Here is a 24,242-nt window from a genome sequence, read left to right on the forward strand (position 1 = left end):
CAAGAGCAATAGCGATGGGCGCGCGATTGCACCCGGCGCGGCGCGCAGCTATTGGAGGGGCATGAATTTGCCTGACACCTATCAAAACGCCGTCGCCTCTGGAGCGTTCCAGCATGACCCGGCGCAGGAAGCCGCGCTGTACGAGCTTGAGCGATTGCGGCTCGCGCTGAGCCAACCGCGCAAACGGGGGTGGTTTCGCAAGGCCGCGCCAGCGCCCGATGGGATCTACCTTTGGGGCGGTGTGGGGCGCGGTAAGTCGATGCTGATGGATATGTTTGCCCGCAGTCTTGGCCCCTCTGTCCGGCGCGTGCATTTTCATGGATTTATGCAAGAGGTTCATGCCGGGATCGCCCGGGCCAAGGCGCAAGGCGCAGTGGATGCCATTCAACCGGTGGCCGAAGAGATGGCCAGCGGCATCCGCTGTCTGGCGTTTGATGAGATGCAAATCACCGATATCACCGATGCGATGCTGGTGGGGCGTTTGTTCGAAGCGCTCTTTTCGGCGGGCATTGTCATTGTTGCCACGTCAAACCGTCACCCGGATGATCTCTATAAAAACGGGTTAAACCGGCAACTTTTTTTGCCCTTCATCGCGCTGTTGCAACAAAAAATGGTGGTGCATGAGCTGGCCTCTCCTACGGATTATCGCCAAGACAGGATGGCGGGGCAGGGCTGTTATTTTACGCCCAACGACGCGGCTGCGCGGGCTCGTATGGATCAAATCTGGATGGATCTGGCCGGGGGGCCGGGGCAAGCCTTTGCCCTTGAGGTGAAATCCCGCCGGGTGATGGTTCCAGAATTTCGCAATGGAATTGCCCGAATGTCTTTTGCACAGCTCTGTGGTGCCGCCTTGGGGGCGGCGGATTATCTCGCTTTGGTAAGAGAGGCCAAGGTTCTGATGCTCGATGATATCCCATTGCTCGGGCGCGCAAATGCCAGCGAGGCCAAACGCTTTGTTACGCTCATTGATGCGGTCTATGAAGCGCAAATTGGGTTTATCGCCTCTGCCGCGGCCATGCCAGAGGCGCTCTATCCCAGTGGCACAGGCAGTTTTGAATTTGAACGCACCGCCTCGCGCTTGGTCGAAATGCAGGCTGATGGATGGGGGCGAGGCTAGGGGCCCGCGTCATTCTCGCGCAAGACATGCCCTGCCAGATACAGTGATCCGCAGATCAAAATTCGCGCCTGCGGGTGGCTTTGGGACAGGTCCTGAACGGCTGCGTGCACATCGCTTGCCTCGCGGGAGGGAATGGCACAGCTCCGGCCCACTTCAGCCAGATCCGCACTGGAAACCGCGTTGATTTCATTTGGAATCGTCACGGTGGTGAGCGAGGCGCAATGCGCTGCAATGGGCGCTAAAAACCCTGTCACATCTTTGGTATTGAGCATGCCGCAGATGATATGGGTGTCGCGTTTGGGCAGGGTGGCGAGAGTGGCGGCAATGGCGCGTCCGGCTGCGGGATTATGCCCGCCATCGAGCCAAATCTCATGGCCGGGAAGGCTGTCTATGAGCCGGCCTTGGCGCAACCGTTGCATGCGTGCGGGCCAATAGGCTTGCAACATGGCCGCGGTGCAGGCGTCCTCGCCCTGTCCAAGATGCCGAAGGGTGGCGATGGCCGCGCCGGCGTTTTGTATTTGATGCGGACCTGGTAGGCAGGGCAGGGGCAGATCCAAAAGCCCGGTTTCGTCTTGATAGACCAAGCGCCCCGCTTCGGTGGTGACATGCCAATGCTGCCCATGGATGCGCAAATCTGCGCCAATTTTGGCCGCCTGACGTTCGATCACCTCGAGGGCTTCCTCTGGTTGCGGCCCCACAATGGCGGTGACGCCGCGCTTTAGGATGCCCGCTTTTTCAAAGGCAATCTTGGCCAGCGTGTCGCCAAGGAATTGTTGGTGATCGAGATCAATGGGTGTGAGGACACAGGCCGCCGGCTTGTCGACCACATTGGTCACATCCAAACGCCCCCCCATGCCGGTTTCCAGCAAGGTATAATCTGCCGCATGTTCGGCAAAGCCCTGCAATGCCGCGCATGTGGTAATTTCAAAATAGGTGATCGTCTCACCGCCATTGGCGCTGTAGCAGCGATCAAGCAGCTCTGTGAGCGCCGCTTCGCTGATCAATTCACCGGCAATGCGGATGCGTTCATGGAATTTCGCGAGATGCGGCGAGGTATAGGCATGAACAGTTCGCCCCGCCCCTTCGAGACCTGCGCGGATCATGGCCTGCGTGCTGCCTTTGCCATTGGTGCCGGCCAGATGAATGACGCTTGGCAGCCGATCTTGCGGATTGCCCAAAGCACGCAGAAGCCGCCACACCCGGTCCAAAGTCAAATCAATGACCTTAGGATGAAGGGCCATCATCCGCTCGAGGATGATGTCAGAATTTCTTGATGTCATTTCGCGCTATTCGTTTCGGCAGAGGGCTCATCGGCCGAGGGTTTCGGCAAATCCCCTTTGATAGCAGGGGATTGTTTCAACAGCATCCGGGTGATGGTGATCAATTCATCGCGCATATGGGTGCGATGTGTCACCCGGTCCAACATCCCGTGATCCAGCAGATATTCAGCACGCTGGAACCCTTCGGGTAATTTTTCACGAATGGTTTGTTCAATGACCCTTTGGCCTGCAAAGCAGATCAATGCATTGGGCTCGGCGATATGCACATCACCCAACATCGCATAGGAGGCCGTGACCCCGCCTGTGGTCGGGTGGGTCAGTACGACGATATAGGGAAGGCCAGCCTCTTTGAGCATTTGCACGGCAACGGTGGTGCGGGGCATTTGCATCAAGGACAAAATCCCCTCCTGCATCCGCGCGCCGCCGGCAGCTGAGAACAATATCAGCGGGCGTTTGAGCTCAACTGCGCGCTGGGCTGCGGCGATGATGGCGTTTCCAACATACATGCCCATAGATCCACCCATGAAAGCAAAATCCTGGCACGCGGCGACAATGCCTGTGCGGCCCATTTCGCCTTCCACGACCAGCATGGCTTCTGCCTCGCCGGTTTTCTTTTGCGCGGCTCTCATTCGGTCGGGATATTTCTTTTGATCGCGGAAATGCAGCGGGTCGGTGATGGGTTTTGGCACATCCACTTCAACAAAGATGCCACCGTCAAACAAAGCTTCCATGCGCGCGCGCGGGCTGATGCCCATATGGTGATCGCAATGGGTGCAGACGTTCAAATTCTCCGACAGCTCGCGGTGAAACAACATCGTGCCGCATTCGGCGCATTTGGTCCAAAGATTTTCGGGAACTTCGCGGCGTGAAAACAGCGAATTAATCTTTGGCCTGACGTAATTAGAAATCCAATTCAACGGGTGTGTTTCCTGTTTTATACGACTTGGGGTCAGTTAATCATCTACGGGCAAAATTGCAACTCACCTGCGCAGTGCGATGCGGACAGTGAGATAGGCCAGCAGGAGGAAGGCAGCATCATATGGCATGAGTGAGATCAACCGCTCCTCATCCATGATTGAAAAATCATAGGTAAAAAACGCCAGCCCTCCGAGGTAGTCTGGAAACCCACAGAGAACAATGGCATAGAAGTTCCAAACAAAATGAAACGCAATGGCCGGGCCCAGCGTGCCACTGCGCGCGGTGAGGTCGGCGGCGATCACACCAAAGAGGGTTGTCGACAGAACGATCCATGGCGCCGCCGCCCCCATGACGGCGGGATCATAATGCAAAAGGCCAAAAATTGCCGAAGGGATCATGATCCAGATAAATCGATGCAGGCCAAGCGCTGCCAATTGGCTTTGCAAATATCCGCGAAATACCAATTCTTCGGCACTGACCTGAATGAGCAGGAACGCTAATGTGAGGGGCAGCAGGCCGAGCCATTGGCTGAGCGGGAGGTTTTGCACGAACGTGGTGCCATAACTTGCGATGACAGCCACGACCGTGGCCATAACGAATAAACTGCCTATGGTTCTGAAAAATTGCCCTCTTGCGCGGGCGAAATCGCCGATGAGCAAAAGCGGGCTGTGGTGATGCAGGCTCCAGACCGTGAAACTGACGGCAGCAGTCATGAACACGAAACTGCCCAATATGACAAACATTTGACTTGGGCTGCTGGGGCCAGGCAGTTGCAGGGTTTGCTCAAACCAAGCCTCACCCATAACAGACAAAAGCACCTGCCAACTGAGACTTACGAGCAGCATGTAGAGTAGGGCTGTGATCACAAGTCCGAGGATGAGCCTCAGAAGGCTCGCCTTTGCCCGTGCCGGGGCGATGAGGGCTTCATAGGGTTCGTAAGACATAAGATAAGATACTGCGCGCGCGCTGTGCTGGCCAGCGTGAAACGCAATTATGCGCAAAACTTGGCTGACCTTCACCCTTGTCCCAAGCTCGTGAAGCGCTTAAACAACCGCAAAGCTATATATAAAGGGTCCTGCAATGAATAAGCCTGCCTTCGATAAATCCAATCTGCCCAGCCGACATGTGTCGGTCGGTCCCGCGCGTGCGCCGCACCGCTCCTTTTATTATGCGATGGGCATGACCGCCGAAGAAATCGCACAGCCTTTTGTGGGCGTCGCCACCTGTTGGAACGAGGCAGCTCCTTGTAATATTTCGCTCAACCGCCAGGCTCAGGCCGCTAAGATCGGTGTGAAACATGCCGCCGGAACCCCGCGGGAGTTTACCACAATCACCGTGACGGATGGCATTGCTATGGGTCATGAGGGGATGCGCTCCTCCTTGGCCAGCCGCGAGGCGATTGCCGATTCCGTTGAGCTGACCGTGCGCGGGCATTGCTATGACGCGCTGGTCGGTCTTGCCGGTTGCGACAAATCCTTGCCAGGTATGATGATGGCCATGGTGCGGCTCAATGTGCCATCGGTTTTTGTCTATGGCGGATCCATCCTGCCCGGTACGATGAACGGCAAAGACGTGACGGTTCAAGATGTGTTTGAAGCCGTGGGCCAGCACCAAGCCGGTCAACTTTCAACCTGTGAGCTTGAAAAACTGGAAGCAGTGGCTTGCCCCTCAGCAGGTGCCTGCGGTGGACAGTTTACGGCCAATACAATGGCCTGTGTCTCTGAAGCGATTGGCCTGGCCTTGCCAAACTCCACAGGCGCCCCAGCACCTTACGAATCGCGCGACCAATATGCTGTTGCCTCCGGTGAAGCGGTGATGAACTTGCTGGAGAAAAACATTCGCGCCCGCGATATCGTGACATTGAAATCTTTGGAGAATGCGGCGCGGGTTGTGGCCTGTACGGGCGGGTCGACCAACGCCGGCTTGCACCTGCCAGCAATTGCCCATGAGGCAGGCTTGGAATTTTATCTTGATGATGTCTGTGACATTTTCCGCGATACGCCCTATTTTGTCGATTTGAAGCCTGGCGGGCAATATGTCGCCAAAGACCTCTTTGAGGTTGGTGGTGTTCCGGTTGTGATGAAGGAGCTGCGCAAAGCGGGTTTGATGCACGAAGATTGCATGACCGCCACCGGGCGCTCCATGGGCGAAGAGCTGGACTTGATCGAACGTGAAGCCGATGGCCGGGTGATCTATCCGGTCGAAACCCCCATCACAAAAACGGGTGGCGTTGTGGGCCTCAAAGGCAATCTTGCTCCGGAAGGCGCTATTGTGAAAGTGGCGGGCATCGCCGCACAGCATCAGATTTTCACAGGTCCTGCTCGGGTGTTTGAGTGCGAAGAAGACGCTTTTGAAGCTGTGAAAGAGCGTGCCTATGAAGAAGGTGAGGTCTTGGTGATCCGCAATGAAGGCCCATCAGGGGGCCCCGGCATGCGTGAAATGCTCTCCACCACAGCGGCGCTTTCTGGCCAAGGCATGGGCAAAAAAGTTGCCCTCATCACCGATGGGCGGTTCTCCGGCGCGACACGCGGTTTTTGTGTGGGTCACGTGGGGCCTGAGGCGGCGGCCGGTGGCCCGATCGCTTTGATTGAAACGGGTGACGTGGTCACGATCAATGCTATTTCTGGTGAGCTGAATGTTGATTTGACCGACGAAGAATTGGCCGAACGCAAAGCCAATTGGAAAGGCCCGCGTGAGACCATCTACGCCAGCGGCGCGCTTTGGAAATATTCGCAATTGGTGGGTCCAACCTACCAAGGGGCGGTGACCCATCCCGGCGGCAAAGCAGAGCGTCACGCGTATTTTGATCTCTAAGCTTCTTTTGGCAGCTGGCATTTTTGCACTGGCTGGCTGCCAAACATATCTATTTGAAAACACACAACCCGCCGGCGCTCCCGGTGCTCGCGTATCCTTGCCCAGCGGGCTCACAATTGGGGCGCCGAAAGGCTATTGCCGCGATGGCCGCAGCGGGCGCGCGGTGCGGTGGTCTTTGCCAGCTGCGTCAGGCTGCGCGGCAGTGATGCGTTCGACCCCACTTATGCACATCTTTTAACGGGTGCAGCGGCTGGTGCGAAAAGTGATTTACAGGCGCTCGCAGGATTTATCCGCAAGGACGCGGGCAAAGGGTGGCTTGCGGCGAGCGAAAAAGCCGACGACGTGTCGATTCACGTGGTAAAACGAAGCCGCAATGCGCTTTATGTCGAGCTCACAGATCGGTCGCGCCCGGGCTATCTTGGCGCGCGGGGCTGGAAAGCCTTTGTGAATGTCGCAGATCAGCTGGTGGTCTTAGGGGTCTATTCTGGACTGGGCCCGAGCGTTTCAGGAATTGACGGTGAAGAGCTCCTCCGCGCCTTTGCTCAAGCGACGCTCACCGCAGAAAACCCAGCGAAGTAAACCGCCAGCACAGCCAAACGTGACGTCAACACCGCTGTCCCGCAGCTCTTCCTTCGTCCTCGACGAGTATATGCAGGAGTCGTAAATAGTCTGTAAATTTAACAGAATAATATTTAACTATTTGTAGAATTCCGCGCCTGCCTCCCCTATAAGCAGGAGTATATTGTGAAGTACTTTGGGCATTGAATTGATTTATTTTGGCTATTTAGGGCGGGCACTATCGGCTGTATACCTTAAGTTTTGGCGCAATCGCCTGCAGCGCGCTGCGGGGGAGAAGACCGCTAAGCTCCGTCAGCAGCGGCGCGAGGCCTTGGCGCTTCAGCGCGAGCTGGGTGACGTCTTGCCCCGCATCAATGATGAATTGCACCACAGGCTGCGTGGGTCCAAGGCATATCGGCATGGCTCCAATATGCTTTGGTCGTGGCGCCCCGAGCTCTGGGCCGCGCCATGCCCCTCGGCGGCCGGCCCCGTTCCCCAAAGCGGCGCGCGCCTTGAGTTAAATACCAAAGTATTTTTTGATGACGCGGATTGCGCAGTTATTACACAGCAATTTCGCAACGACATGTCAGAAGCCTTCGCACCCTATGGGGTGGCTTTGGAGCTGTTTCAATTTGAGGGCAGTTTTCTGTCCCTCGCCATTGATCTGCCCGATGAGCTGTACCAGACTTTTGCCAAAGACGAGTTGATTGGTCTGTCCGGGGCAATCGTTGCGGAGCGTCCAACGGGATTTACGGTGCGCTTGAACATCAAACACGGGCCCAATACTGAGCAACTCATTCAGGTGCATGACCTCAGCAATACGGAGTTTGGATTGGAGTTTGATCCTGAACATCTGAAAATCAATGTGAACCGCGTGGAAAAAATTTGGCTGGATCTGGTGTTTGAGACCCCGAATTTTAACCGCATTTCACTTGTAGATCTGGCGTTTAGCAAGCGACCGCGGGTTGAGATTTAATTGAAAAGGACCGCAACATGAGTAAACTCACGCATTGTGAGCTGAGAAATGGGATTTGGTCAGGGCGGCTGGAAGGCAGCGCGGATGCGCCAAATGTGATCGCGACCTACCAAGGGGTTGAGATTGCGGATATGTCCGTGACGCCCATTTCGGGTAATATTTGGAGCTTGGAGCTCCCCCTGCCGCTTGAGATGCTGTCTGACGGTGTTCACAGCTGTCTCATCTCTTTGGAGACGGGTGAGAAAATCGGTGATTTCACGGTGATCGCAGGTGAAGTATTGGCCGGTGATTTACGTGCTGAAATCGCGCGGTTGCGGGCGGAATTGGATCTGCTCAAAACTGTTGTGCGGCGCGGGTTGGCGTGAAACTAGGGGCGCGTCGGCACCAAGATCACTTCGACTCGCCGATTGATCTCGCGGTCCTCTGGCGCGGCGTTGCTGGCCAAGGGTGAGAAATATCCGATCCCTTCACAACCCACCCGTGTTGGCGAAATCAGAGGGAATTGATCGAGCAACATTGTCCGCACCGCCTCGGCTCTTTGTTTGGACAGATCAAGATTGGCCTCATGTGATCCGCTGGAATCCGTGTGACCTACGAGGGCGATGGATTGATCGCTGTGGCGTATCAAATAGTCACCGAGTGCCTGTAGCGAGGCGAAACTCGCCTTGTCCAACCGTGCCGATCCCGCGTCGAACGTGAGATCTGCAAGCACATAACGCCCGGTGGCGATGAGATCTGTCTCCAAGACGCCGCTGGCTGATGTCAGCGATGCCGAAGACAGCTCAATCGGCGGTACGTCCGCTGGTCTGACCTGGGTGAGTTGCACATGGGTTTGACCCAAAGAACGGCTGATCAATAGCCATAGGCCCTGGGTGCCGTCCTTTAGTCCAGATAAAAAGACATAGTCGCCAAGATCCACAAACATGTGCGGGGGAGGCACGACCGGCAGGGTAAAGCGGAAATCATAACCGCCGCAGGTTTGATCTGCGCATTGCAAGGCCAAGTCATAGCCCTGTGCGTCCAGTTGTGGCCAAATTGCAGCCGCCACCGCATCGGGTTTTCGGATCTCGCTGGACTGAAATGTGGTTTTTGTGACCTGTCCTGTGAGGGTGACGCTGGGCACCTCGGAGCCATTCCAAACGCCGGTGGGTACATTCAGGGTCGCCAAGCTCTGCTCAGTTTGGCTGCTTTGCACCAGACCGATGGGCATGTCCAGCTCAAGTGCTTGAGCTTGACATGGAAGGAGCAGCAAGAGGGCGAAGCGGCGTAGCATCTGGGTCCTAACGGTGTTGTGCGTGGTATTGAGCATTTGGGCGCATATCGGTGGCGCTGGCAATCCGGTTGGTCATGTTAAAAAATCCCGCCACCGCTGAAATATCCCAAATATCGCGGTCCGAAAACCCCACAGCGCGCAGGGCGGCGCGGTCTGCTTCTTCTATGTGCTGGCTGCTTTCGGTCATTAGGGCGGCGAAATCAAGCATGGCTTTTTGCCGGGCATCCAAATCGGCGGTCCGGTAATTCATCACCAATTGCTCTCCCAAGATAGGATCTCCGGATAGGGCGCGGACCGCTGCCCCATGGGCGGTGAGGCAATAAAAGCATTTGTTTATCGAGGACACGACCACGGCAATCATCTCCCGTTCCAGTTTCGACAGGCCGCTGTCTGCCAACATGACATCATTGTAGAGCGTGGTGAACGCATTTAATTTATCGATGTCAAAAGCATAGGCTTGCAACACATTCGGCACCATGCCCAGCTTGTCTTGGCAGATGTCAAAATATTTTTGCGTGGCTTCAGGTAACGGTGAAACCATGGGCAGGTCCAAAGCGGTGGGAGAAGAGGTCATGCTGTGTCCTTTATGCGGTAATGATAATGCCCGACGGGACGCATTCCCAAAGAGCTGTAAAGACCATTGGCGGCTTGATTGTCGCGGGTGGTCATCAGGGCCATGTATTTTGCGCCGTGATCTTCCGCCCATTTTGCAGCCTGTGCCATCAGTTTTTTTGCCACGCCCCTGCGGCGGTAGGATGGCAGGACCTCAACCGCATGCAGCATTGCAATCTCGCCATCAAGCGCCAGAAATCCCACCCCGGCGGGCGTGTCTCCGCTGCGGGCGAGCAGGGCGGTCTTTGGCGTCTGCACCCGGTGCATCAGAGCGATGCGCGGCTCCTGAATGCCGCCCGCGGCCCAAATTTCACGCATGATGTGCAAGGGCTCCCAAATGCAATAGCTTTGCGCCCGAGGCAGGGACGCGGGCTGCAGATGCGCGGTCTCACAAAGATAAAGGGTCACCGGGTCGATGATCTCATAGCCGCGGGCTGCAAGTGATGCGTCGAGGGCTTCATCGCCGTCGCGGATCATAAACAGATGCTCTTGCCCCTGCTCCGTTAGGGTGGCTTCGATCCAATCAATATCGGGCAGTTCTTTTTGGGCCAATGTGACAGCTGACACGCGCTTGCCGCCACCCGCCCCATCGCGAATCTCCCAGCCGGCCTCTTGGCGGGTCCTGCGCGCGGGCCAAGTGGTGTTTGTGGCTTGATACAATCGCTGAGCAGAGGGCAGGGTCATTGCGGAAATTCGCCCTTTAATGCTGTCATTGCTTTTTGCAGCTGGCTGTCATCTGTGCCGCGCATGACGATATTCGCGCCAAATAGCCCGTCTTTTTGGAATGGATAGCAGCCGATGGATAACTGCGGGAAAGCAGCGGCCAAGGCGCCAAGCGGTGCCGCGATATCCCCCTCGCCGCGATCGACCCGATAGGTGACACTGAGCAATGGCTTGCCCCCGGTGAGGCTGGGAAGAATGCTGGCAAGCATGGCCTGAAAAATTGAGGGCACTCCCGCCATCACATGCACATTTTGCAACGTAAAACCGGGCGCTTTGCTCACCGGATTGTCGATCAGGCACGCCCCGTCTGGGATCCGTGCCATGCGCAGACGTGCGTCATTGAGCTCTTGGCCATTGGCGTCATAATGGGCTTGCAGAATGGCGCGGGCATCGGCGCGCACGCCTATTGAGACGCCGAAGGCAGCGGCAATGCAATCGGCGGTGATGTCATCATGCGTGGGGCCAATGCCGCCGCTGGTGAACACATGGGTATAGGCGGTGCTAAGGGCGCGCGTCGCACTCACAATCGCCTCTGGATCATCGCTCACCACACGCACTTCTTTGAGATCAATGCCCTGCCTGGTCAGTTGGCCGGCCAGATGATACATATTGGCATCGCGGGTCCGTCCAGACAAAATTTCATCGCCAATGACGAGCATCGCGGCTGTTGGATTTGGCATTGGGCATCCTTGCGTTCGAATATCTGTTAGGTATAGGCCTGCTCTATGCGCTTTCAAACCCCTCTTGTGCCAGGTCGGCTGATCAAACGTTATAAACGCTTTTTAGCCGACGTAATTTTGGATGATGGTCGGCAGGTGACCGCTCATTGTGCCAATCCTGGCGCCATGATTGGCCTCAAGGAACCGGGCCTGCGTGTTTGGCTTGAGCCCAATGATGATCCCAAGAAAAAGCTCAAATTTGGCTGGCGGGTGGCGCAACTGGACACCGGTGCATGGGTTGGGATTGACACAAGCTTGCCGAATAAAATCATTCATGAGGCCCTGCGCGACCAAAAAATCGCGGAACTTGCAGAGTATGACACCATCCGGCCCGAGCAGAAATATGGGGCAAACTCGCGAGTGGATTTCTTGCTCAGCGCGCCAGCTTTGCCGGAGGCCTATGTTGAGGTGAAGAATGTGCATCTTTGGCGCAGCGGAGATTGGGCTGAGTTTCCCGATACCGTCACGGCGCGCGGGCTAAAACATTTGGGCGTTCTGGGCGATATGGCGGAGGCGGGTCATCTTGCGGTGCTGATCTACTGTGTTCAGCACACGGGCTGCGCACGGTTCCGCCTGGCGGAAGATTTGGATCCAGCCTACGCGGAGGCGTGCAAACGCGCCCTGCAGCGTGGGGTTGAGATGCTGTGCTACAGCTGTGCGGTGAGCCATGAGCAAATCACTCTTGAGCGGGCGTTACCGCTTGATTTGCCCGCGCCGGGGCAGGGGTGAATTTTTCCTGTCATGGTCTGGCCGAGTGATTGGCCTTGGCCTATACAGGATGAAGATTTGATTTAGGAGCATTCACGTGACCTCAGCCCGTGGACGACTGACCAAAGATGGTATCCGAATTTATGAGCCCGGTGACTTTGCGGGCATGAAAAAGGCTGGCCGCGTCGCAGCGACCATTTTGGATGACATCATCCCCTATATCACCGTTGGACAAACCACGGGCGAGATTGACCGGGTCATCACCGATATGGTGACCGCGCATGGGGCAATCTCGGCCACGATTGGCTATAAGGGCTATTTGCACGCCAGCTGTATTTCGGTCAATCATGTGGTCTGCCATGGAATTCCCGGGGACAAGCGCATCAAAGATGGCGATATTCTCAACATTGATGTGACCGTGATCGTCGATGGTTGGTATGGGGACACCAGCCGGATGTATGTGGCTGGAAAACTGCCGCGCAAATCCGAACGGTTAATCCAAGTGACCCATGACGCTTTGTTCAAAGGGATTGAGGCGGTCAAACCCGGCAATACCTTTGGCGATATCGGTCATGCCATTCAAACCTATGTGGAAGCCCATCGCATGAGCGTGGTCAAAGACTTCTGTGGTCACGGCTTGGGGCAAGTGTTTCACGCGCCGCCCAATGTCTTGCATTATGGCCGTGCCGGCACGGGTCCTGTTTTGGAAGAGGGCATGTTCTTTACCATTGAGCCGATGGTCAATCTCGGACGGCCCGAAACGAAGGTTCTGGCTGATGATTGGACCGCTGTGACCCGTGACAAATCGCTATCTGCGCAATTTGAGCATTCGGTGGGCGTGACTGAGAGGGGCGTGGAAATTTTTACACTGTCGCCAAAGGGTCTTTTTCACCCAACTTACGGCTAGGTCTACATAGGGGTTATCCCCTATGTAGCCCAGATATGTGACAGATCAGCGCCCTAGGCTTGTGGGCGTCTTGGTTTTGCGTTGCCGCCCATGTTTGGTTTGCCCTTTGGCTTGCCGCCGCGCCCCTTTGGTTTACCGGCGAATTTGGCGCCTGAAGGACCACGCTGCGGGCGTCCGCCATTGCCAACGGGTCCCTGCGCCTGGTCAGACGCCTGGCCTTTTGATTTGCGGCCTTTGGGCTTTGGCGCCTCTAGGGCCGGTCCGTCATTGGTTGGATCCCAGCGCCCTTCGAGCGCTGGCTTGGCTTCAGCGCGCGCCGTATGGGCCTTTGGGGCGCCGCCGCGACCGCCGCGCGGCTGCTCTTTGCCCCAATTGTCGTTATTCCGCCGGCCACCGCCAGCGCCGCCACCGCCGCCGCCACGTCCGCTGGGTTGTTTGCGCTTCGGTTTGCGGGTGTCGACGCCGGGCACAAGATCCCAACGCCGACCGGAGGCAATTGGGATTTCCATTTTCAACACTTTTTCAACATCCTTCAATTCACCCATCTCATCGGGTGCCACAAAGGCAATCGCGCGGCCATCGCGTCCGGCGCGCGCGGTGCGGCCAATGCGATGCACATAATTCTCTGGCACATTGGGCAGATCGTAATTGTAGACGAACCGCACATCAGGAATGTCGAGACCGCGGGCTGCAACATCAGTGGCAACCAAAACTTTGATCGTCCCGCCCCGCAGCGCATCAATGGCGCGCTGTCTTTGGCCTTGGGATTTGTTGCCATGGACCGAATCGGTGGCATAGCCCGCTTTGCTCAAGGTCTTCATCAGACGCTCAGAGCCGTGTTTGGTCCGGGCAAAGACGATGGCCGCATCGCTGCGGTGTTCTGCGAGTTTCTCAATCAAGAAATCGGTCTTGGCAGCCCCGGCCACGAAATGCACCTCTTGGGTGATTTTGTCAGCCACCTCGCCTGGACGAGAGACCGCCACGCGTTCGGGGTTTTTCAGATAGGTTGCGGCCAATTCGTTCATATGTTTCGGCATTGTCGCCGAGAACAACATGGTTTGGCGCTCGGCCGCCAGTAAAGGCGCGATCTGGCGCAGGGCATGTATGAAACCAAGATCAAGCATTTGATCGGCCTCATCCAAGATCAAAAATTGGGTCTCGGACAGATCAACGGCCTTGCGCTCGATCAGGTCAATGAGACGGCCGGGGGTGGCTATCAACAAATCTGTGCCTCGGGCCAGACGGTTGACCTGAGCGCTGATCGACATGCCGCCAACAACCAGGCCAACTTTGATATGCGTGCCCTGCGAATAGGCTGTGAGATTGTCTTTGATTTGCCCAGCCAGTTCCCGCGTAGGCGCTAGAATCAAACCGCGCACGGTCTTTGGCGCTGGTTTTTTGCCAACTTTCAGCAGATGATTCATGATCGGCAATCCAAAGGCGGCGGTTTTGCCGGTCCCAGTTTGAGCCAACCCCATCACGTCACGCCCAGCAAGAGCAGGTGGGATGGCTTGGATTTGGATTGGAGTTGGATCAACAATGCCTTGTTCTTTGAGTTGTTCCACAAGGCGGGGCATCAGGCCCAGTTCTTCAAACGTCATAATTTATCCCTTGCGCCAGACGGCGCAGTTGTAGCGGATCACTTCGATCATTTGGGCGGGATTGCCCTTTGACTGTAACACGCACCCCTAAGGACAGCCCCTAGGGTCGGTTAGGTCAAAGTGCTGCAGGTGCAGTCATAATTGCCAACCGGACAGGGCCGCAGCTAGGCGCTCATGCGGCGGAAGTCAATCCCACAGGTGATGTGCTCATCACCCAAGGGCACGCCCTAGCGCTCATCGCTTTCGGCGGGCGCTTGGATGGGTTGAAGAAATGTCATCGTCGTGCCGCCAAATTTCCGGCTGTCACGCAGCACAAATCCTTCGGGCGTCACGGCGCTGGCCTCTTCAAATATGACCAATGCATCGGCCGCGATCCAGCCCTGAGCCCAAGCGCTGCGCAAGGCCTGTTGCCCTAGGGATTTGCCATAGGGGGGGTCTAAAAATACCAAATCGCAGGGGGTGCCGGGCGGCAATTTTGTGGCGTCTTGGGCTAGGAGTTGACAGCGGTCTTGGGCGCGCATTCTTGCGATATTCTCGCCGATCAGCTTTTGCCCAACCCGGCCGTTCTCCACAAAAGTGACATGCTGGGCACCACGCGATAAGGCCTCTAAGCCGAGCGCGCCGGTCCCTGCGAAGAGATCTAGGACCCGAAGACCTTGGAAATCGATCCAATTGCGCAACACGTTAAACAATGTCTCGCGTACACGGTCCGTGGTCGGGCGCAAATGCGCTGCGGGATCGCCCGCGCCAATCTCAGCCAAGCGCAAACCGCGGTTTTGACCGGCGATGATCCTCATCCGCTCAGCAGGGCTTTGAGGTCACTGCTGGGATCCGCCGCAAGGGCGGGATCCACAGTTTTGCCCTCTTCAATCAGGCGTTTGGCCACCATATAGGCACGCGGATCATTCATCGCATCAACCGCCAACAATTGCCTGGCCTTATAATACCAATGCGAGCGTCCCGCGTCTCCCTTTCGTGCGACAACATTGTCGAACCCTTGATTGAGCCCGGCGATTTGCAATTTTACGTCATATTGATCGGACCAAAACCACGGGGTGGCATGATATTCTTTTTTAGCGCCCAGCATATTTTCCGCCACCACCTCGGCTTGATCGATGGCATTGGGCACGCTTTCCAAGCGAATGCGCCCGCCTTCGTAGGGGAAACTCGCACAATCGCCGGCAGCCCAAATTCTGGCCTCTGAGGTTTGACCCAGCGCATTGGTTTCAATGCCGTTATTGAGCGTGAGACCCGCGGCTTCGGCCAGCCCTGTATTGGGTTGGATACCGACGCCAACGAGGGCAAAGTCAATATCTAAGGTCTCGCCATTGCTTAAGATCGCGCCCGTGACTTGATCTGTTCCGGTCAAGCGGCTCAAGCCAACCCCTTCTAGGAGGGTCACCCCATGGCTTTGATGCAGATCGCGGAAATAATCCGAGGTCTCTTTGCAGGCGACCCGCTGCAAAATGCGTTCTGCCATTTCAACCAATGTGACCTTCAGGCCGCGTTTTGCCGCCACGGCAGCGGCTTCGAGGCCAATATACCCGCCGCCAATAATCAACACATGGCCGCCGCGCTCAAACGCTGGACGCATGGCATCAACATCTGCCAGCCCGCGCACCGCAAAAACATTTTTCAATCCGCCGCCAATTGCCTCGGGCAGCAGGCGCGGCGTTGAGCCGGTGGTCAGCGCCAGCTGGTCATAGGCTAATGTTTCATGGCCCAGGGAAACCACCCCTGCGACCGGATCAATGGCGGTGACTTGCGCGGCGAGGCGCAGCTCAATATTCTGATCGCGGTAAAGCTCTTGGGGCCGCAAATAGAGGCGCTCCAGCGCCATTTCCCCCAAAAGATAGGTCTTCGACAGAGGCGGGCGTTGGTAGGGCGCATAGGGTTCCTCGCCGATCAAAGTGACCGCGCCCTCATATCCCAAGGTCCGCAACTTAATCGCGAGAGAGGATCCGGCTTGCCCTGCTCCGATAATAACAATTCCCGACATTGCGCACGACCTCTGGTAAGTTGTTTCAAGTAACCTATAACTAAGGTCTCGTGATTTTCAACCGATGAAGGAATACCAAAATGGCAATATCGCAAGGTGACAAACTGCCGGATGCAGTGCTGCGGCGGATGGGAGATAACGGGCCCGAAGAGATCACCATTGATGCATTGACCGCAGGCCGAAAAATCGTCTTGTTTGGCCTGCCGGGCGCCTTCACTCCGACCTGTTCATCGGCGCATGTTCCATCCTTTATGCGCACGAAAGATGCTTTCCTCGAAAAAGGTATCGAAGAGATTATCTGTGTGTCCGTCAATGATGTGCATATCATGCGCCAGTGGGGCGAGGCCACCGGGGCCACGGCTGCGGGTTTGAGCATGTGGGCAGATCCGGCCAGTGAATTTACCACCGCCATCGGCATGAATTTTGACGTGGAGGTGCTGGGTTTTTACGGTCGCTCGTCGCGTTATGCGATGATCGTGGAAAACGGTGTTGTGACACAGCTCAATCAGGAAACCGAGCGTGGGGTGTGTGATATCTCCGGCGGTGAGACGCTGTTGGAGAGTCTCGGCTAGATCCACTGAGGAAAGCCCTCTGCATAACGTCATTTCAACATAAAATGAGGGCAGTGCCTGCCCGGGTGGCAGGCAGGCGCAGCCCGGTGTTGCCACCGGGCAAAGTGTTGTGGCTTGGAGGTTGGGTTATGCAGAGGTCTTGAGGAATCTAAATCAACTGGCCGCAGCATCCATTTGCTGGGCCAGTTTGATGTCGAGTTCCGACAGGCCGCCGCAGTCATGTGTGGTCAAAACCACAGAAACGCGGTTGTAGGTATTGGACCATTCGGGATGGTGATCCAGCTGTTCGGCCCAAAGTGCCATTTCGCTCATCCAGCCCCAGGCGGAGCGGAAGGATTTGAATTTAAAATTCTTGTGCAACGCATCGCGCCCCTCGACCATCTCCCACCCGGAGGCGAAAAGGGCGGTCAGAGCGCTGCGGTCTTTGAGGGCTTGGGTCATTGTTGTTCCTCTACGGTTATAGTTTTGAACGGCCCATAGCTTGTGAGCACATTGATTTCATCATCCACCGCCTCGCGTTCCGCTTCAAGATAGCGGGCGACGGCTTGTGAAAACCCTGCATCGCCAAACCAATGCAGGGAATGGGTGGCCACGGGCAAATAGCCTCTGGCCAATTTATGCGCACCCTGGGCGCCGGCTTCTACCCGCTGCAATCCCTGCGCGATGGCGAAATCGATGGCTTGATAATAGCACAGCTCAAAATGCAGGCAGGGGAAATCTTGGGTGAAGCCCCAATAGCGGCCAAAAAGCGTGTTTTGGCCGATAAAATTCAGAGCCCCCGCGATATAACGCCCGTCGCGTTTGGCCAGCACCAGCAGCATATCGTGGCGCAGATGCGCATGGGCTTGCTCAAAAAACTGCCGCGTGAGATAGGGTGTGCCCCATTTGCGCGCGCCGGTGTCTTGGTAAAAAACCCAAAAGGCGTCCCAATGGTGTGGCTCGATCTCATCGCCGGTCAGCACTTCGATTTGCCCGCCAAAACTCTGCGCTTGGGCGCGCTCTTTGCGGATGTTTTTGCGCTTTCGGCTGCTGAGGTCGGCCAGAAAATCGTCAAAGGTCTTGTAGCCGTTATTGATCCAGTGAAACTGTTGTGAGCGGCGCGGCATGAGGCCCATCTGCGCACCCGCCTCTGCTTCTTCGGCTGTGCAAAACGTGACGTGTAACGAGGAGAGCTCATTTTCCGCAGCCAGCTGCACTGCGGCTTGCACCAAGGCCGATTGCGCGACCGCTTGATGCTCAGGGTGCACCAGCAGCCTGCGTCCCGTGGCTGGGGTATGGGGCACGGCCATCTGCAATTTTGGGTAATAGTGCCCACCAGAATTTTCAAAGGCCTGCGCGAAATTATGGTCGAAAATATATTCGCCCTGGCTGTGAGATTTGCCATAGAGTGGCGCCACGCCGATGGTGTCATCACCGAGTTTGGCTTGGAGGTACTGCGGTGTCCAGCCGGTACCCGCCCCCACCGACTGACTATCTTCCAGAGCTTTCAAAAAGCGGTGTGTGGTGAACGGGTCAATTGGCGGCCGGCCCAGGGCCTCTGGGCAGGCGCAGCGGTCCCATTCGGTCTCAGATATTTGAGACAGGCTGGTGAGCACATTGATCTCAATTTGCGTCTCTTGGCTCACGGGGCTCTCAATTTATTGCCTAAACTCAAGATGCGTCATGTGAGCGAAAGGTCAAGGCAGATATCCCTCAAAAGTGATATTGTCCGCGATGCGGCGCGCGCGGCGCTCTTCATCTGGTGACCTGACGGTCCAACACAGCACGGGAACCCCTTGTGCTTTTAGGGCGCTGACCGGGGGATCGGTTAATTGTGTTTGATTGTGAGAAATAAACCCCACGCCCGAGGTGCCAAAATCTGAGATTTGAGCGAGATATTTGCGCCTTTCGGCGCTGAGGCTTGGCCAATCGTCTGGCTCAAACCGATCTGTGACCAATCCCAATGGGATATCTGCTCGGATGTTGCCGAAGGCAACAACTGAATTCGGGTTGAATGACATGACAGCCACCTCACCGCGATAGGGGCTCAAAGCCTCTGCCACCGCCGCTTCAAGCGGGCCAACAGCCGGCCCCATGTTGCCGTCTTGATCTTTGATTTCAATTAACAGCGGGACTTGGCCTGCGATCAAATCCAAGACCTGTGTGAGATCTGCAATGCTGTCCTGCCCACCGCTGAGAGTGATGCCCGCTAGATCTGCGGCACGCCTTTGCGCGATGGGGCCGGTTTGGTCGGTGAGGCGGCCAAGGTGATAGTCGTGAAACACCATCGCCGCCCCGTCGAGACTCATTTGCACGTCCAACTCTATCCCGTATCCCGCCGCTATGGCTGCGCGAAACGCCGCTAGAGAATTTTCTGGCCGCCCGCAGGATGCGTCATGTAAGCCGCGATGCGCAATAGTGCGGGTCAAAAAACAGGCGGGAAGGGCTGTCATGCGATTTGAAAAATACCTTCAATTTCAACCGCAACACCCAAAGGCAAGGAGGGGGCAGAGACCGCTGCGCGGGCATGACGGCCCGCATCGCCGAGGGCTTCGACCAAGAAATCAGAGGCGCCGTTGATGACTTTTGGCTGCTCGGTGTAATCTTGTGTGGAATTCACAAAACCGGATAGTTTGACCACGCGGACCAGCCGGTCGAGATCACCGCCGCAGGCAGCTTTAACCTGTGCCAAAAGAGAAATCGCGCAGGTGCGTGCGGCGACAGCGCCCGCTTCGGTGCTCATCGTGTCTCCCAGTTTGCCGGTGATGAAGCCATTGGCGTCTTGGCTAATTTGGCCAGAAACAAAGACCAAATCGCCCACCTGCACAAAGGGCACATAATTGGCCGCAGGTGCCGGAGCATCGGCCAGGGTCACGCCCAATTCTGCCAGGCGGGTTTCAAATTTTCCGGTCATATCGTCACTCCTTTGAACTGTTCGACCCCAGCGATAGGCGGAAACATGCGGTGAGAAAAGCGAAAATTAATATTCGCGTAGCGCTTGCGCGAAATAGTTGCGGATGGGTTCCAGCAGATAGTCCAAAGGGCGGCGGTTTTGTTTGCGGATAAATACCTGTGCCGGCATGCCCGGGCGTAACAGCGGCGCCCCCTGGTCGAGGGCGGTGCTTTGGGGGAGGTTCAACGCAATCTCAACCACATAAAAGGGTGGGCTGTCTGGCCTGCTTTGGAAGGTATCTGCCGAAATTTTTTGGAGCCTGCCTTGTAAATCTTGCGCCGCGCCTTTGTGCAGGAATTTTATCATACTGGTCTGCCCCACAAAGAGATGATTGATCTGATCGGGCGCGATTTTGGCCGTGATAACAAATGGCTGATTATTGGGCACAAGATGCAAGATTGGCTTGGCCGGTTGTACGACCGCTTGTGCGCCGGAAATGGTCAACCCATGGACAAACCCGCTGATGGGCGCGGTAAGGGTGAGGCCCTCCAGCTCTTGTTTCAGCCGGCGGCGATCTGCGCGCAGCCGGAGCTCTTGCGGGTGCAGGTCGCGCAGGGCCGAGATGGCTGCCTCGTGATCGGCGGCGGCCTGTCGCAACCTGTCGATTTCAATTTCGTGAAGCTGCGTTTGTGCTTCGGCTTGCCTGGCGCTCAGTTGCGCGATCTTTCCGAGCAGAGCAGCCTCCTGCTGTTGAAGCGCAGAGAGCTCTGCGCGGTCGGCAAGCCCTTTGGCGCGCAAGGACAGTTGGGTTTCCAGCTCGTCGCCCAGCAGCGCAAGCTGCCGCTCTGCGGCCTGGGCTTGGGCGCTCAAACCCTCAATCTGCAGGGCAATTTGCTCTGCTTGATTTTGCAACTTTTTTTCCGTTTGACGGCGATAGGCGAGATGGGTTTTGAAGAGTTGCACTTGCCCTTGCAACATGCGCCGAACTTCTGGATCCACGGCGGCTGTGGTCTTCAAAACCTGATCAAATTCGATGGATAGGCGATCATCACGTTCGGCCACCAAACGTGCGCGCCGAGCCATGATTTCGAACAAGTGCCCCTCCGTGAGATCAAGTTGCACGTTTTGTGCATGCCCATCCAGCCGCAGCAGGGGCGCGCCCATTTGTACAATGTCACCCTCTTTGACCCATAGATCGGCCACCTGGCCGCCGGTAGGGTGTTGGACCGCATGGTTGTGACCCATGAGGGCGACATGCCCCCAGGCAATCACCGCGCCCGACAGGGTGACGCAGACAGACCAAAGCGCGAAACCACCCAAAAAGACTATGGCGTATAAGCTCCCTATGGCGACATATTTTGTGACACTAAACGCCATGCGGCGCACTCCCACCGGCCGGTAGTGTGGAAATATCAGCATGGTTTTTCACCATTTTTCGCAGGATGTCTTCTTTGGGGCCAAAGGCTGTGATCTGGCCGCTTTCAATCACCATGAGTGTATCGCATTCTTGAATGGCTGCCGGACGATGCGCGATGATCAGAACCGTATTGCCTTTTCGTTTGAAGCGCCGCACCGCAGCGTTGAGCGCCGCGACGCCCTCATTGTCCAAATTGGAGTTGGGTTCGTCCAAAACCAAAAGCACCGGATCGCCAAAAAGGGCCCGCGCCAAACCGATGCGCTGTGCTTGGCCGCCAGACAGTTGGCGCACATCCGTATCAAATCCCTTTGGCAATTGGGTTATCATGTCAAAGGCGCCAGCATTGCGGGCGGCTGCGAAGAGCAAGTCTTGCGGCGCGTCTGCTTGATATCTGGTGATGTTTTCGGCCACCGTGCCCGGCAATAGCTGCATTTCTTGCGGTAAATACCCGATATACTGTCCGAGGTTGTCGGCGTCATAGGCGGCGAGGGCTGTTCTACCCAATTGCACCGTTCCATTGGCCAGCGGCAGCACACCCATGGCGGCCAGGGCCAGGGTGGATTTGCCCGATCCCGCGGCGCCGATGATGCCGCAGGCACTGCCGGCTTGAAGGGAAAAGGAGGCCAGTTTTAAGGTGGCAATTTGCCCGCCCGGTGGCACGATCGTGGCTTTTTGCATGGTGAGTTGCGCCGCCGGGCGGGGCAAGGCCAAAGGCCTGTGGCGGGCCGGCATCTGGCTGAGCTGGCTGCGCAAACGCGCCCAACCCAGGAGCGCCCGTTGGGGCACGACCCAAGAACCGATCAGGACCTCAAGAGGGTTAAGGAGCCGGCCAAAGAGAATGGATGTGGCGATCATGCCGCCCGCGCTCAACTGCTCTTGCAGGACCAGCCAAGCGCCCAGTCCCAGCATGGCCGATTGCATGGCCATGCGTAGGGTCCTGATAATGGTCGTAAATAATCCAGCAATATCGCTGGCACGAAGCTGCGCGACTTGAGCGGCGTGTTGGAGTCGGTGCTGCCGGGTCAGGGTGGTGCTTTGCATGCCCAAGGCCCGAATGAGCATTGCGCGGTTCAAATACTGCTGCGTCTGAACCTCGAGATCTTCCGTGCAGAGCATCGCGGCAGCAAAGGCCGATCGGCTGGCCCATTGATTTCCCAATGACAGGGCAATGAGGGCCACGCCGCTGATCAGGGTCATGGCGCCAAGCAGGGGGTGAAATAGATATATGCCGACAAAAAATACCGGGATCCAGGGCAGATCGAACAGGGCCAGCAGGGCGGGTGAGGCGATGAACTTTTCAATGGACGTGAGATCTTTCAGCGCGGCTTGCGGCTCTTTGCGCCGCCCGGATTGGGCGCTCTGCATGGCGAGCGAAAAAACCCGCTGATCGAGCTGCGTCAAAAATCGCACAGCTATTCGGGCGGTGATGCGCGCGCGCGTATGGTCCAAACCCCCATGACGGCATAGGCGAGACAGGCCATCAGAGACAAGGCCACGAGCGTTTGCACCGCGCCAGAGGGCAGAACTCGGTCATAGATATGCAACATGTAAAGTGGGCCGGTCAGCAGCAAGAGATTGACGAGAAAACTAAAGATGCCCACGATAAAAAAGAGATGCAGTAATTGGGCACGAACCTGTGCCAACTCACTTCTCTCATATTGATATATGTCATTCATGCCCTAGACCTAGAGGTGCGACGGTGTCGCCGGCTGTAACCGGTTTGCCACAACTTATAAGGGACGTGTGCTTAACGTTTGCCCAATAGAGCACGAGAAACTATTACGAGTTTGAAATCAAAGGTGAGTCCATGATCGAACGGTTGTCAATTTTTGCGGTCGCATCTCTCGTGATGGTTGTTTCTGCCTGTAGCCCCCGTCCGGGTGCTGTGGCGGGTGATCCGTTCGAGCGGGCGAATCGTGACAACCATGCGTTTAACAAAGACTTGGACCGCAAGATCCTGTCGCCGCTTTCCAAAACCTATGCAGATGTCGTTCCAGATCCTGTTGAGGACAGTGTGTCAAATTTCGCCAGCAACCTCAGCTTGCCGGGGAAGGTCGTCAACAACGTGTTGCAGCTGGATTTACCGTCTGCGGCGCGCAATACGACAAGGTTTGTGCTCAACAGTACGGTCGGTGTGGCCGGTCTGTTTGATCCCTCCCAAAAAATTGGGTTTACAGAAAAAGACACTGATTTTGGCGAGACGTTGCAAGGATGGGGCGTGGCTGAGGGCGCTTATTTGGAATTGCCTGTGTTCGGCCCCTCGAACCTGCGTGATGGTTTCGCGCGCTTTGTAGACATGCTCCTGTTGGACCCGGCCGGTCAAATCCTAAAACCGCCTGTTTCTAAGTACCGTACCGTTTCTAACATAGGTGCGATTTTACAAAAAAGACAAATTTATGGTGCCCAGATTGACGAAGTTCTCTATGGTAGCGCCGACAGTTACGCCCAAGCGCGGCTCGTATATCTCCAAAGCCGCCGTTTTGAATTGAAAGACATTGCTAACGATGCCTATATCGACCCCTATGCCGAATTTGAATAAAATAAATATTGCCCGCCGTACTGTGTTATCTGGACTTGCATCCTGCGCCCTGGCCGGCCCTGTCTTTGCTTTGGACAAGCGCACTGCGACCCGATTGGTTGATCAACTGGTGGGAGAGATTAATGCGGCGATAGACTCGGGCATGTCTGAAACCAAAATGATTGGCCGGTTTGAACGCATTTTCTCCGACTATGCCGATGTGAATATCATCGCGCGCTCGGCGCTTGGCCCAGCGGCTCGCTCGGCCAAACCTGCCGAGTTGGAGGCCTATATCGCATCGTTCCGCGGATATATTGCTCGAAAGTACGGCAAGCGGTTTCATGAATTTATCGGTGGTAAAATCGTGGTGACTGGAACCACGGATCGCGGCAAATTTTTTGAAGTGATGACCGTGACCGAATTGCGCGGTTCTGCGCCATTTGATGTGGCCTTCCGGGTGTCTGATCGTTCTGGCCGGAACTTGTTTTTCGATATCATTGTTGAAGGCATCAGCCTGTTGTCCTCGGAACGCGTGGAGATCGGCGCTCTGCTGGATGCGCGCAAAGGCAATATTGCGAAATTGACCCGAGATTTGGCGCGGCTAGGCTAGAGGGCTCCGCGCTCTAGACCGTGACGATTGGCGGATATGATCGACCCC

General features: G+C 56.3%; 26 protein-coding genes and 1 pseudogene. 10 read left to right on the forward strand and 17 right to left on the reverse strand.

Annotated elements, in window-relative coordinates; genetic code table 11:
- Positions 1 to 61 precede the first annotated feature (61 nt).
- Positions 62 to 1,117, forward strand: coding sequence for a cell division protein ZapE (gene zapE / locus RCA23_RS01655; protein WP_044048765.1), 1,056 nt, complete (start codon positions 62 to 64; stop codon positions 1,115 to 1,117).
- Here zapE and RCA23_RS01660 read toward each other — a convergent pair.
- The 3 genes from RCA23_RS01660 to RCA23_RS01670 all read right to left on the reverse strand — a co-directional run bounded on the left by RCA23_RS01660 (position 1,114) and on the right by RCA23_RS01670 (position 4,259).
- Positions 1,114 to 2,397: a bifunctional folylpolyglutamate synthase/dihydrofolate synthase gene (locus RCA23_RS01660; protein ID WP_044048766.1), complete on the reverse strand. Its 1,284-nt coding sequence runs from the start codon at positions 2,395 to 2,397 to the stop codon at positions 1,114 to 1,116. The genes zapE and RCA23_RS01660 overlap by 4 nt on opposite strands.
- Positions 2,394 to 3,314, reverse strand: coding sequence for an acetyl-CoA carboxylase, carboxyltransferase subunit beta (gene accD / locus RCA23_RS01665; protein WP_044048767.1), 921 nt, complete (start codon positions 3,312 to 3,314; stop codon positions 2,394 to 2,396). Before accD ends, RCA23_RS01660 begins: the two co-directional genes overlap by 4 nt.
- A 63-nt stretch (positions 3,315 to 3,377) precedes the next feature.
- The gene (locus RCA23_RS01670) at positions 3,378 to 4,259 is read right to left on the reverse strand and encodes a CPBP family glutamic-type intramembrane protease (RefSeq protein ID WP_044051179.1); all 882 of its coding nucleotides are present in this window, start codon (positions 4,257 to 4,259) and stop codon (positions 3,378 to 3,380) included.
- Positions 4,260 to 4,395: 136 nt separating this feature from the next.
- Between RCA23_RS01670 and ilvD the strand changes: the two genes are divergently transcribed.
- The 4 genes from ilvD to RCA23_RS01690 all read left to right on the forward strand — a co-directional run bounded on the left by ilvD (position 4,396) and on the right by RCA23_RS01690 (position 8,028).
- Positions 4,396 to 6,129, forward strand: a complete 1,734-nt coding sequence (ilvD, locus tag RCA23_RS01675) for a dihydroxy-acid dehydratase (protein WP_044048768.1) — start codon at positions 4,396 to 4,398, stop codon at positions 6,127 to 6,129.
- Between the two features lie 135 nt (positions 6,130 to 6,264).
- The gene (locus RCA23_RS01680; protein ID WP_044048769.1) at positions 6,265 to 6,708 is read left to right on the forward strand and encodes a hypothetical protein; all 444 of its coding nucleotides are present in this window, start codon (positions 6,265 to 6,267) and stop codon (positions 6,706 to 6,708) included.
- 175 nt (positions 6,709 to 6,883) lie between these two features.
- Positions 6,884 to 7,663, forward strand: a complete 780-nt coding sequence (locus tag RCA23_RS01685; protein WP_044048770.1) for a DUF6478 family protein — start codon at positions 6,884 to 6,886, stop codon at positions 7,661 to 7,663.
- 17 nt (positions 7,664 to 7,680) lie between these two features.
- On the forward strand, positions 7,681 to 8,028 hold the full coding sequence (locus tag RCA23_RS01690) for a hypothetical protein (protein ID WP_044048771.1): 348 nt from the start codon (positions 7,681 to 7,683) through the stop codon (positions 8,026 to 8,028).
- 2 nt (positions 8,029 to 8,030) lie between these two features.
- Here the strand turns inward: RCA23_RS01690 and RCA23_RS01695 are convergent, their stop codons facing one another.
- From RCA23_RS01695 to RCA23_RS01710, 4 genes are read right to left on the reverse strand one after another with little or no spacing between them, the layout of a single operon-like run.
- Positions 8,031 to 8,936, reverse strand: coding sequence for an OmpA family protein (locus RCA23_RS01695; protein WP_044048772.1), 906 nt, complete (start codon positions 8,934 to 8,936; stop codon positions 8,031 to 8,033).
- Between the two features lie 7 nt (positions 8,937 to 8,943).
- Entirely contained in the window at positions 8,944 to 9,510 is a 567-nt protein-coding gene (locus tag RCA23_RS01700; RefSeq protein ID WP_044048773.1) for a peroxidase-related enzyme, read from the reverse strand.
- Complete coding sequence (locus tag RCA23_RS01705) at positions 9,507 to 10,232, reverse strand: GNAT family N-acetyltransferase (RefSeq protein ID WP_044048774.1); 726 nt, start codon at positions 10,230 to 10,232, stop codon at positions 9,507 to 9,509. Before RCA23_RS01705 ends, RCA23_RS01700 begins: the two co-directional genes overlap by 4 nt.
- Positions 10,229 to 10,951 carry a competence/damage-inducible protein A gene (locus RCA23_RS01710; protein WP_044048775.1) on the reverse strand — a complete coding sequence of 241 codons (723 nt, stop codon included), beginning with the start codon at positions 10,949 to 10,951 and terminating at the stop codon, positions 10,229 to 10,231. Before RCA23_RS01710 ends, RCA23_RS01705 begins: the two co-directional genes overlap by 4 nt.
- Positions 10,952 to 10,996: 45 nt before the next feature.
- Between RCA23_RS01710 and sfsA the strand changes: the two genes are divergently transcribed.
- Together sfsA and map are read left to right on the forward strand one after the other, a co-directional pair.
- On the forward strand, positions 10,997 to 11,719 hold the full coding sequence (gene sfsA, locus RCA23_RS01715) for a DNA/RNA nuclease SfsA (RefSeq protein ID WP_044048776.1): 723 nt from the start codon (positions 10,997 to 10,999) through the stop codon (positions 11,717 to 11,719).
- A gap of 76 nt (positions 11,720 to 11,795) precedes the next feature.
- A complete protein-coding gene (gene map / locus RCA23_RS01720) occupies positions 11,796 to 12,605 on the forward strand; it encodes a type I methionyl aminopeptidase (protein ID WP_044048777.1) in 810 nt (269 codons plus the stop codon).
- A 329-nt stretch (positions 12,606 to 12,934) separates the two neighbouring features.
- Here the strand turns inward: map and RCA23_RS01725 are convergent.
- The 3 genes and pseudogenes from RCA23_RS01725 to RCA23_RS01735 form a co-directional block, all read right to left on the reverse strand.
- Positions 12,935 to 14,206: pseudogene (locus tag RCA23_RS01725) on the reverse strand (DEAD/DEAH box helicase); the annotation flags it as partial.
- 227 nt (positions 14,207 to 14,433) lie between these two features.
- Positions 14,434 to 15,003, reverse strand: coding sequence for a 16S rRNA (guanine(966)-N(2))-methyltransferase RsmD (gene rsmD / locus RCA23_RS01730; RefSeq protein ID WP_044048778.1), 570 nt, complete (start codon positions 15,001 to 15,003; stop codon positions 14,434 to 14,436).
- Positions 15,000 to 16,205 carry an NAD(P)/FAD-dependent oxidoreductase gene (locus RCA23_RS01735; protein ID WP_044048779.1) on the reverse strand — a complete coding sequence of 402 codons (1,206 nt, stop codon included), beginning with the start codon at positions 16,203 to 16,205 and terminating at the stop codon, positions 15,000 to 15,002. The genes rsmD and RCA23_RS01735 overlap by 4 nt, the downstream gene beginning before the upstream one ends.
- Positions 16,206 to 16,285: 80 nt before the next feature.
- Between RCA23_RS01735 and RCA23_RS01740 the strand changes: the two genes are divergently transcribed.
- Positions 16,286 to 16,777 carry a peroxiredoxin gene (locus RCA23_RS01740; protein ID WP_044048780.1) on the forward strand — a complete coding sequence of 164 codons (492 nt, stop codon included), beginning with the start codon at positions 16,286 to 16,288 and terminating at the stop codon, positions 16,775 to 16,777.
- A gap of 153 nt (positions 16,778 to 16,930) precedes the next feature.
- On the opposite strand, the gene RCA23_RS01745 is transcribed toward RCA23_RS01740, so the two are convergent.
- The 7 genes from RCA23_RS01745 to RCA23_RS16375 form a co-directional block, all read right to left on the reverse strand.
- Positions 16,931 to 17,218, reverse strand: coding sequence for a 4a-hydroxytetrahydrobiopterin dehydratase (locus RCA23_RS01745; RefSeq protein WP_044048781.1), 288 nt, complete (start codon positions 17,216 to 17,218; stop codon positions 16,931 to 16,933).
- Positions 17,215 to 18,402, reverse strand: coding sequence for a GNAT family N-acetyltransferase (locus RCA23_RS01750; RefSeq protein WP_044048782.1), 1,188 nt, complete (start codon positions 18,400 to 18,402; stop codon positions 17,215 to 17,217). The genes RCA23_RS01745 and RCA23_RS01750 overlap by 4 nt, the downstream gene beginning before the upstream one ends.
- 51 nt (positions 18,403 to 18,453) lie before the next feature.
- A complete protein-coding gene (locus tag RCA23_RS01755) occupies positions 18,454 to 19,209 on the reverse strand; it encodes a glycerophosphodiester phosphodiesterase family protein (protein ID WP_044048783.1) in 756 nt (251 codons plus the stop codon).
- Complete coding sequence (locus RCA23_RS01760; protein ID WP_044048784.1) at positions 19,206 to 19,670, reverse strand: RidA family protein; 465 nt, start codon at positions 19,668 to 19,670, stop codon at positions 19,206 to 19,208. Before RCA23_RS01760 ends, RCA23_RS01755 begins: the two co-directional genes overlap by 4 nt.
- A 66-nt stretch (positions 19,671 to 19,736) precedes the next feature.
- A complete protein-coding gene (locus tag RCA23_RS01765; protein WP_044048785.1) occupies positions 19,737 to 21,026 on the reverse strand; it encodes an HlyD family type I secretion periplasmic adaptor subunit in 1,290 nt (429 codons plus the stop codon).
- Complete coding sequence (locus RCA23_RS01770) at positions 21,016 to 22,431, reverse strand: ATP-binding cassette domain-containing protein (RefSeq protein ID WP_169701304.1); 1,416 nt, start codon at positions 22,429 to 22,431, stop codon at positions 21,016 to 21,018. Before RCA23_RS01770 ends, RCA23_RS01765 begins: the two co-directional genes overlap by 11 nt.
- A gap of 47 nt (positions 22,432 to 22,478) precedes the next feature.
- Positions 22,479 to 22,742 carry a hypothetical protein gene (locus tag RCA23_RS16375; protein ID WP_052376976.1) on the reverse strand — a complete coding sequence of 88 codons (264 nt, stop codon included), beginning with the start codon at positions 22,740 to 22,742 and terminating at the stop codon, positions 22,479 to 22,481.
- Positions 22,743 to 22,873: 131 nt separating this feature from the next.
- Between RCA23_RS16375 and RCA23_RS01775 the strand changes: the two genes are divergently transcribed.
- The gene (locus tag RCA23_RS01775; RefSeq protein WP_044048786.1) at positions 22,874 to 23,605 is read left to right on the forward strand and encodes an MlaA family lipoprotein; all 732 of its coding nucleotides are present in this window, start codon (positions 22,874 to 22,876) and stop codon (positions 23,603 to 23,605) included.
- Positions 23,589 to 24,194, forward strand: a complete 606-nt coding sequence (locus RCA23_RS01780) for an MlaC/ttg2D family ABC transporter substrate-binding protein (protein WP_044048787.1) — start codon at positions 23,589 to 23,591, stop codon at positions 24,192 to 24,194. The genes RCA23_RS01775 and RCA23_RS01780 overlap by 17 nt, the downstream gene beginning before the upstream one ends.
- Positions 24,195 to 24,242 lie beyond the last annotated feature (48 nt).

This window comes from Planktomarina temperata RCA23 (genome assembly GCF_000738435.1).
Lineage (GTDB): Bacteria > Pseudomonadota > Alphaproteobacteria > Rhodobacterales > Rhodobacteraceae > Planktomarina > Planktomarina temperata.

What these genes read in the sequence shown, in the direction of transcription:
- RCA23_RS01755 (WP_044048783.1), bottom strand. Translation starts at nt 19,209, where the DNA reads ATGACAGCCCTTCCCGCCTGTTTTTTGACCCGCACTATTGCGCATCGC.
- RCA23_RS01745 (WP_044048781.1), bottom strand. Translation starts at nt 17,218, where the DNA reads ATGACCCAAGCCCTCAAAGACCGCAGCGCTCTGACCGCCCTTTTCGCC.
- RCA23_RS01695 (WP_044048772.1), bottom strand. Translation starts at nt 8,936, where the DNA reads ATGCTACGCCGCTTCGCCCTCTTGCTGCTCCTTCCATGTCAAGCTCAA.
- RCA23_RS01760 (WP_044048784.1), bottom strand. Translation starts at nt 19,670, where the DNA reads ATGACCGGAAAATTTGAAACCCGCCTGGCAGAATTGGGCGTGACCCTG.
- ilvD (WP_044048768.1), top strand. Translation starts at nt 4,396, where the DNA reads ATGAATAAGCCTGCCTTCGATAAATCCAATCTGCCCAGCCGACATGTG.
- RCA23_RS01770 (WP_169701304.1), bottom strand. Translation starts at nt 22,431, where the DNA reads ATGCAGAGCGCCCAATCCGGGCGGCGCAAAGAGCCGCAAGCCGCGCTG.
- sfsA (WP_044048776.1), top strand. Translation starts at nt 10,997, where the DNA reads ATGCGCTTTCAAACCCCTCTTGTGCCAGGTCGGCTGATCAAACGTTAT.
- RCA23_RS01705 (WP_044048774.1), bottom strand. Translation starts at nt 10,232, where the DNA reads ATGACCCTGCCCTCTGCTCAGCGATTGTATCAAGCCACAAACACCACT.
- RCA23_RS16375 (WP_052376976.1), bottom strand. Translation starts at nt 22,742, where the DNA reads ATGAATGACATATATCAATATGAGAGAAGTGAGTTGGCACAGGTTCGT.
- zapE (WP_044048765.1), top strand. Translation starts at nt 62, where the DNA reads ATGAATTTGCCTGACACCTATCAAAACGCCGTCGCCTCTGGAGCGTTC.
- RCA23_RS01765 (WP_044048785.1), bottom strand. Translation starts at nt 21,026, where the DNA reads ATGGCGTTTAGTGTCACAAAATATGTCGCCATAGGGAGCTTATACGCC.
- rsmD (WP_044048778.1), bottom strand. Translation starts at nt 15,003, where the DNA reads ATGAGGATCATCGCCGGTCAAAACCGCGGTTTGCGCTTGGCTGAGATT.
- RCA23_RS01735 (WP_044048779.1), bottom strand. Translation starts at nt 16,205, where the DNA reads ATGTCGGGAATTGTTATTATCGGAGCAGGGCAAGCCGGATCCTCTCTC.
- RCA23_RS01710 (WP_044048775.1), bottom strand. Translation starts at nt 10,951, where the DNA reads ATGCCAAATCCAACAGCCGCGATGCTCGTCATTGGCGATGAAATTTTG.
- RCA23_RS01700 (WP_044048773.1), bottom strand. Translation starts at nt 9,510, where the DNA reads ATGACCTCTTCTCCCACCGCTTTGGACCTGCCCATGGTTTCACCGTTA.
- RCA23_RS01690 (WP_044048771.1), top strand. Translation starts at nt 7,681, where the DNA reads ATGAGTAAACTCACGCATTGTGAGCTGAGAAATGGGATTTGGTCAGGG.
- RCA23_RS01780 (WP_044048787.1), top strand. Translation starts at nt 23,589, where the DNA reads ATGCCGAATTTGAATAAAATAAATATTGCCCGCCGTACTGTGTTATCT.
- RCA23_RS01740 (WP_044048780.1), top strand. Translation starts at nt 16,286, where the DNA reads ATGGCAATATCGCAAGGTGACAAACTGCCGGATGCAGTGCTGCGGCGG.
- RCA23_RS01660 (WP_044048766.1), bottom strand. Translation starts at nt 2,397, where the DNA reads ATGACATCAAGAAATTCTGACATCATCCTCGAGCGGATGATGGCCCTT.
- RCA23_RS01670 (WP_044051179.1), bottom strand. Translation starts at nt 4,259, where the DNA reads ATGTCTTACGAACCCTATGAAGCCCTCATCGCCCCGGCACGGGCAAAG.
- RCA23_RS01775 (WP_044048786.1), top strand. Translation starts at nt 22,874, where the DNA reads ATGATCGAACGGTTGTCAATTTTTGCGGTCGCATCTCTCGTGATGGTT.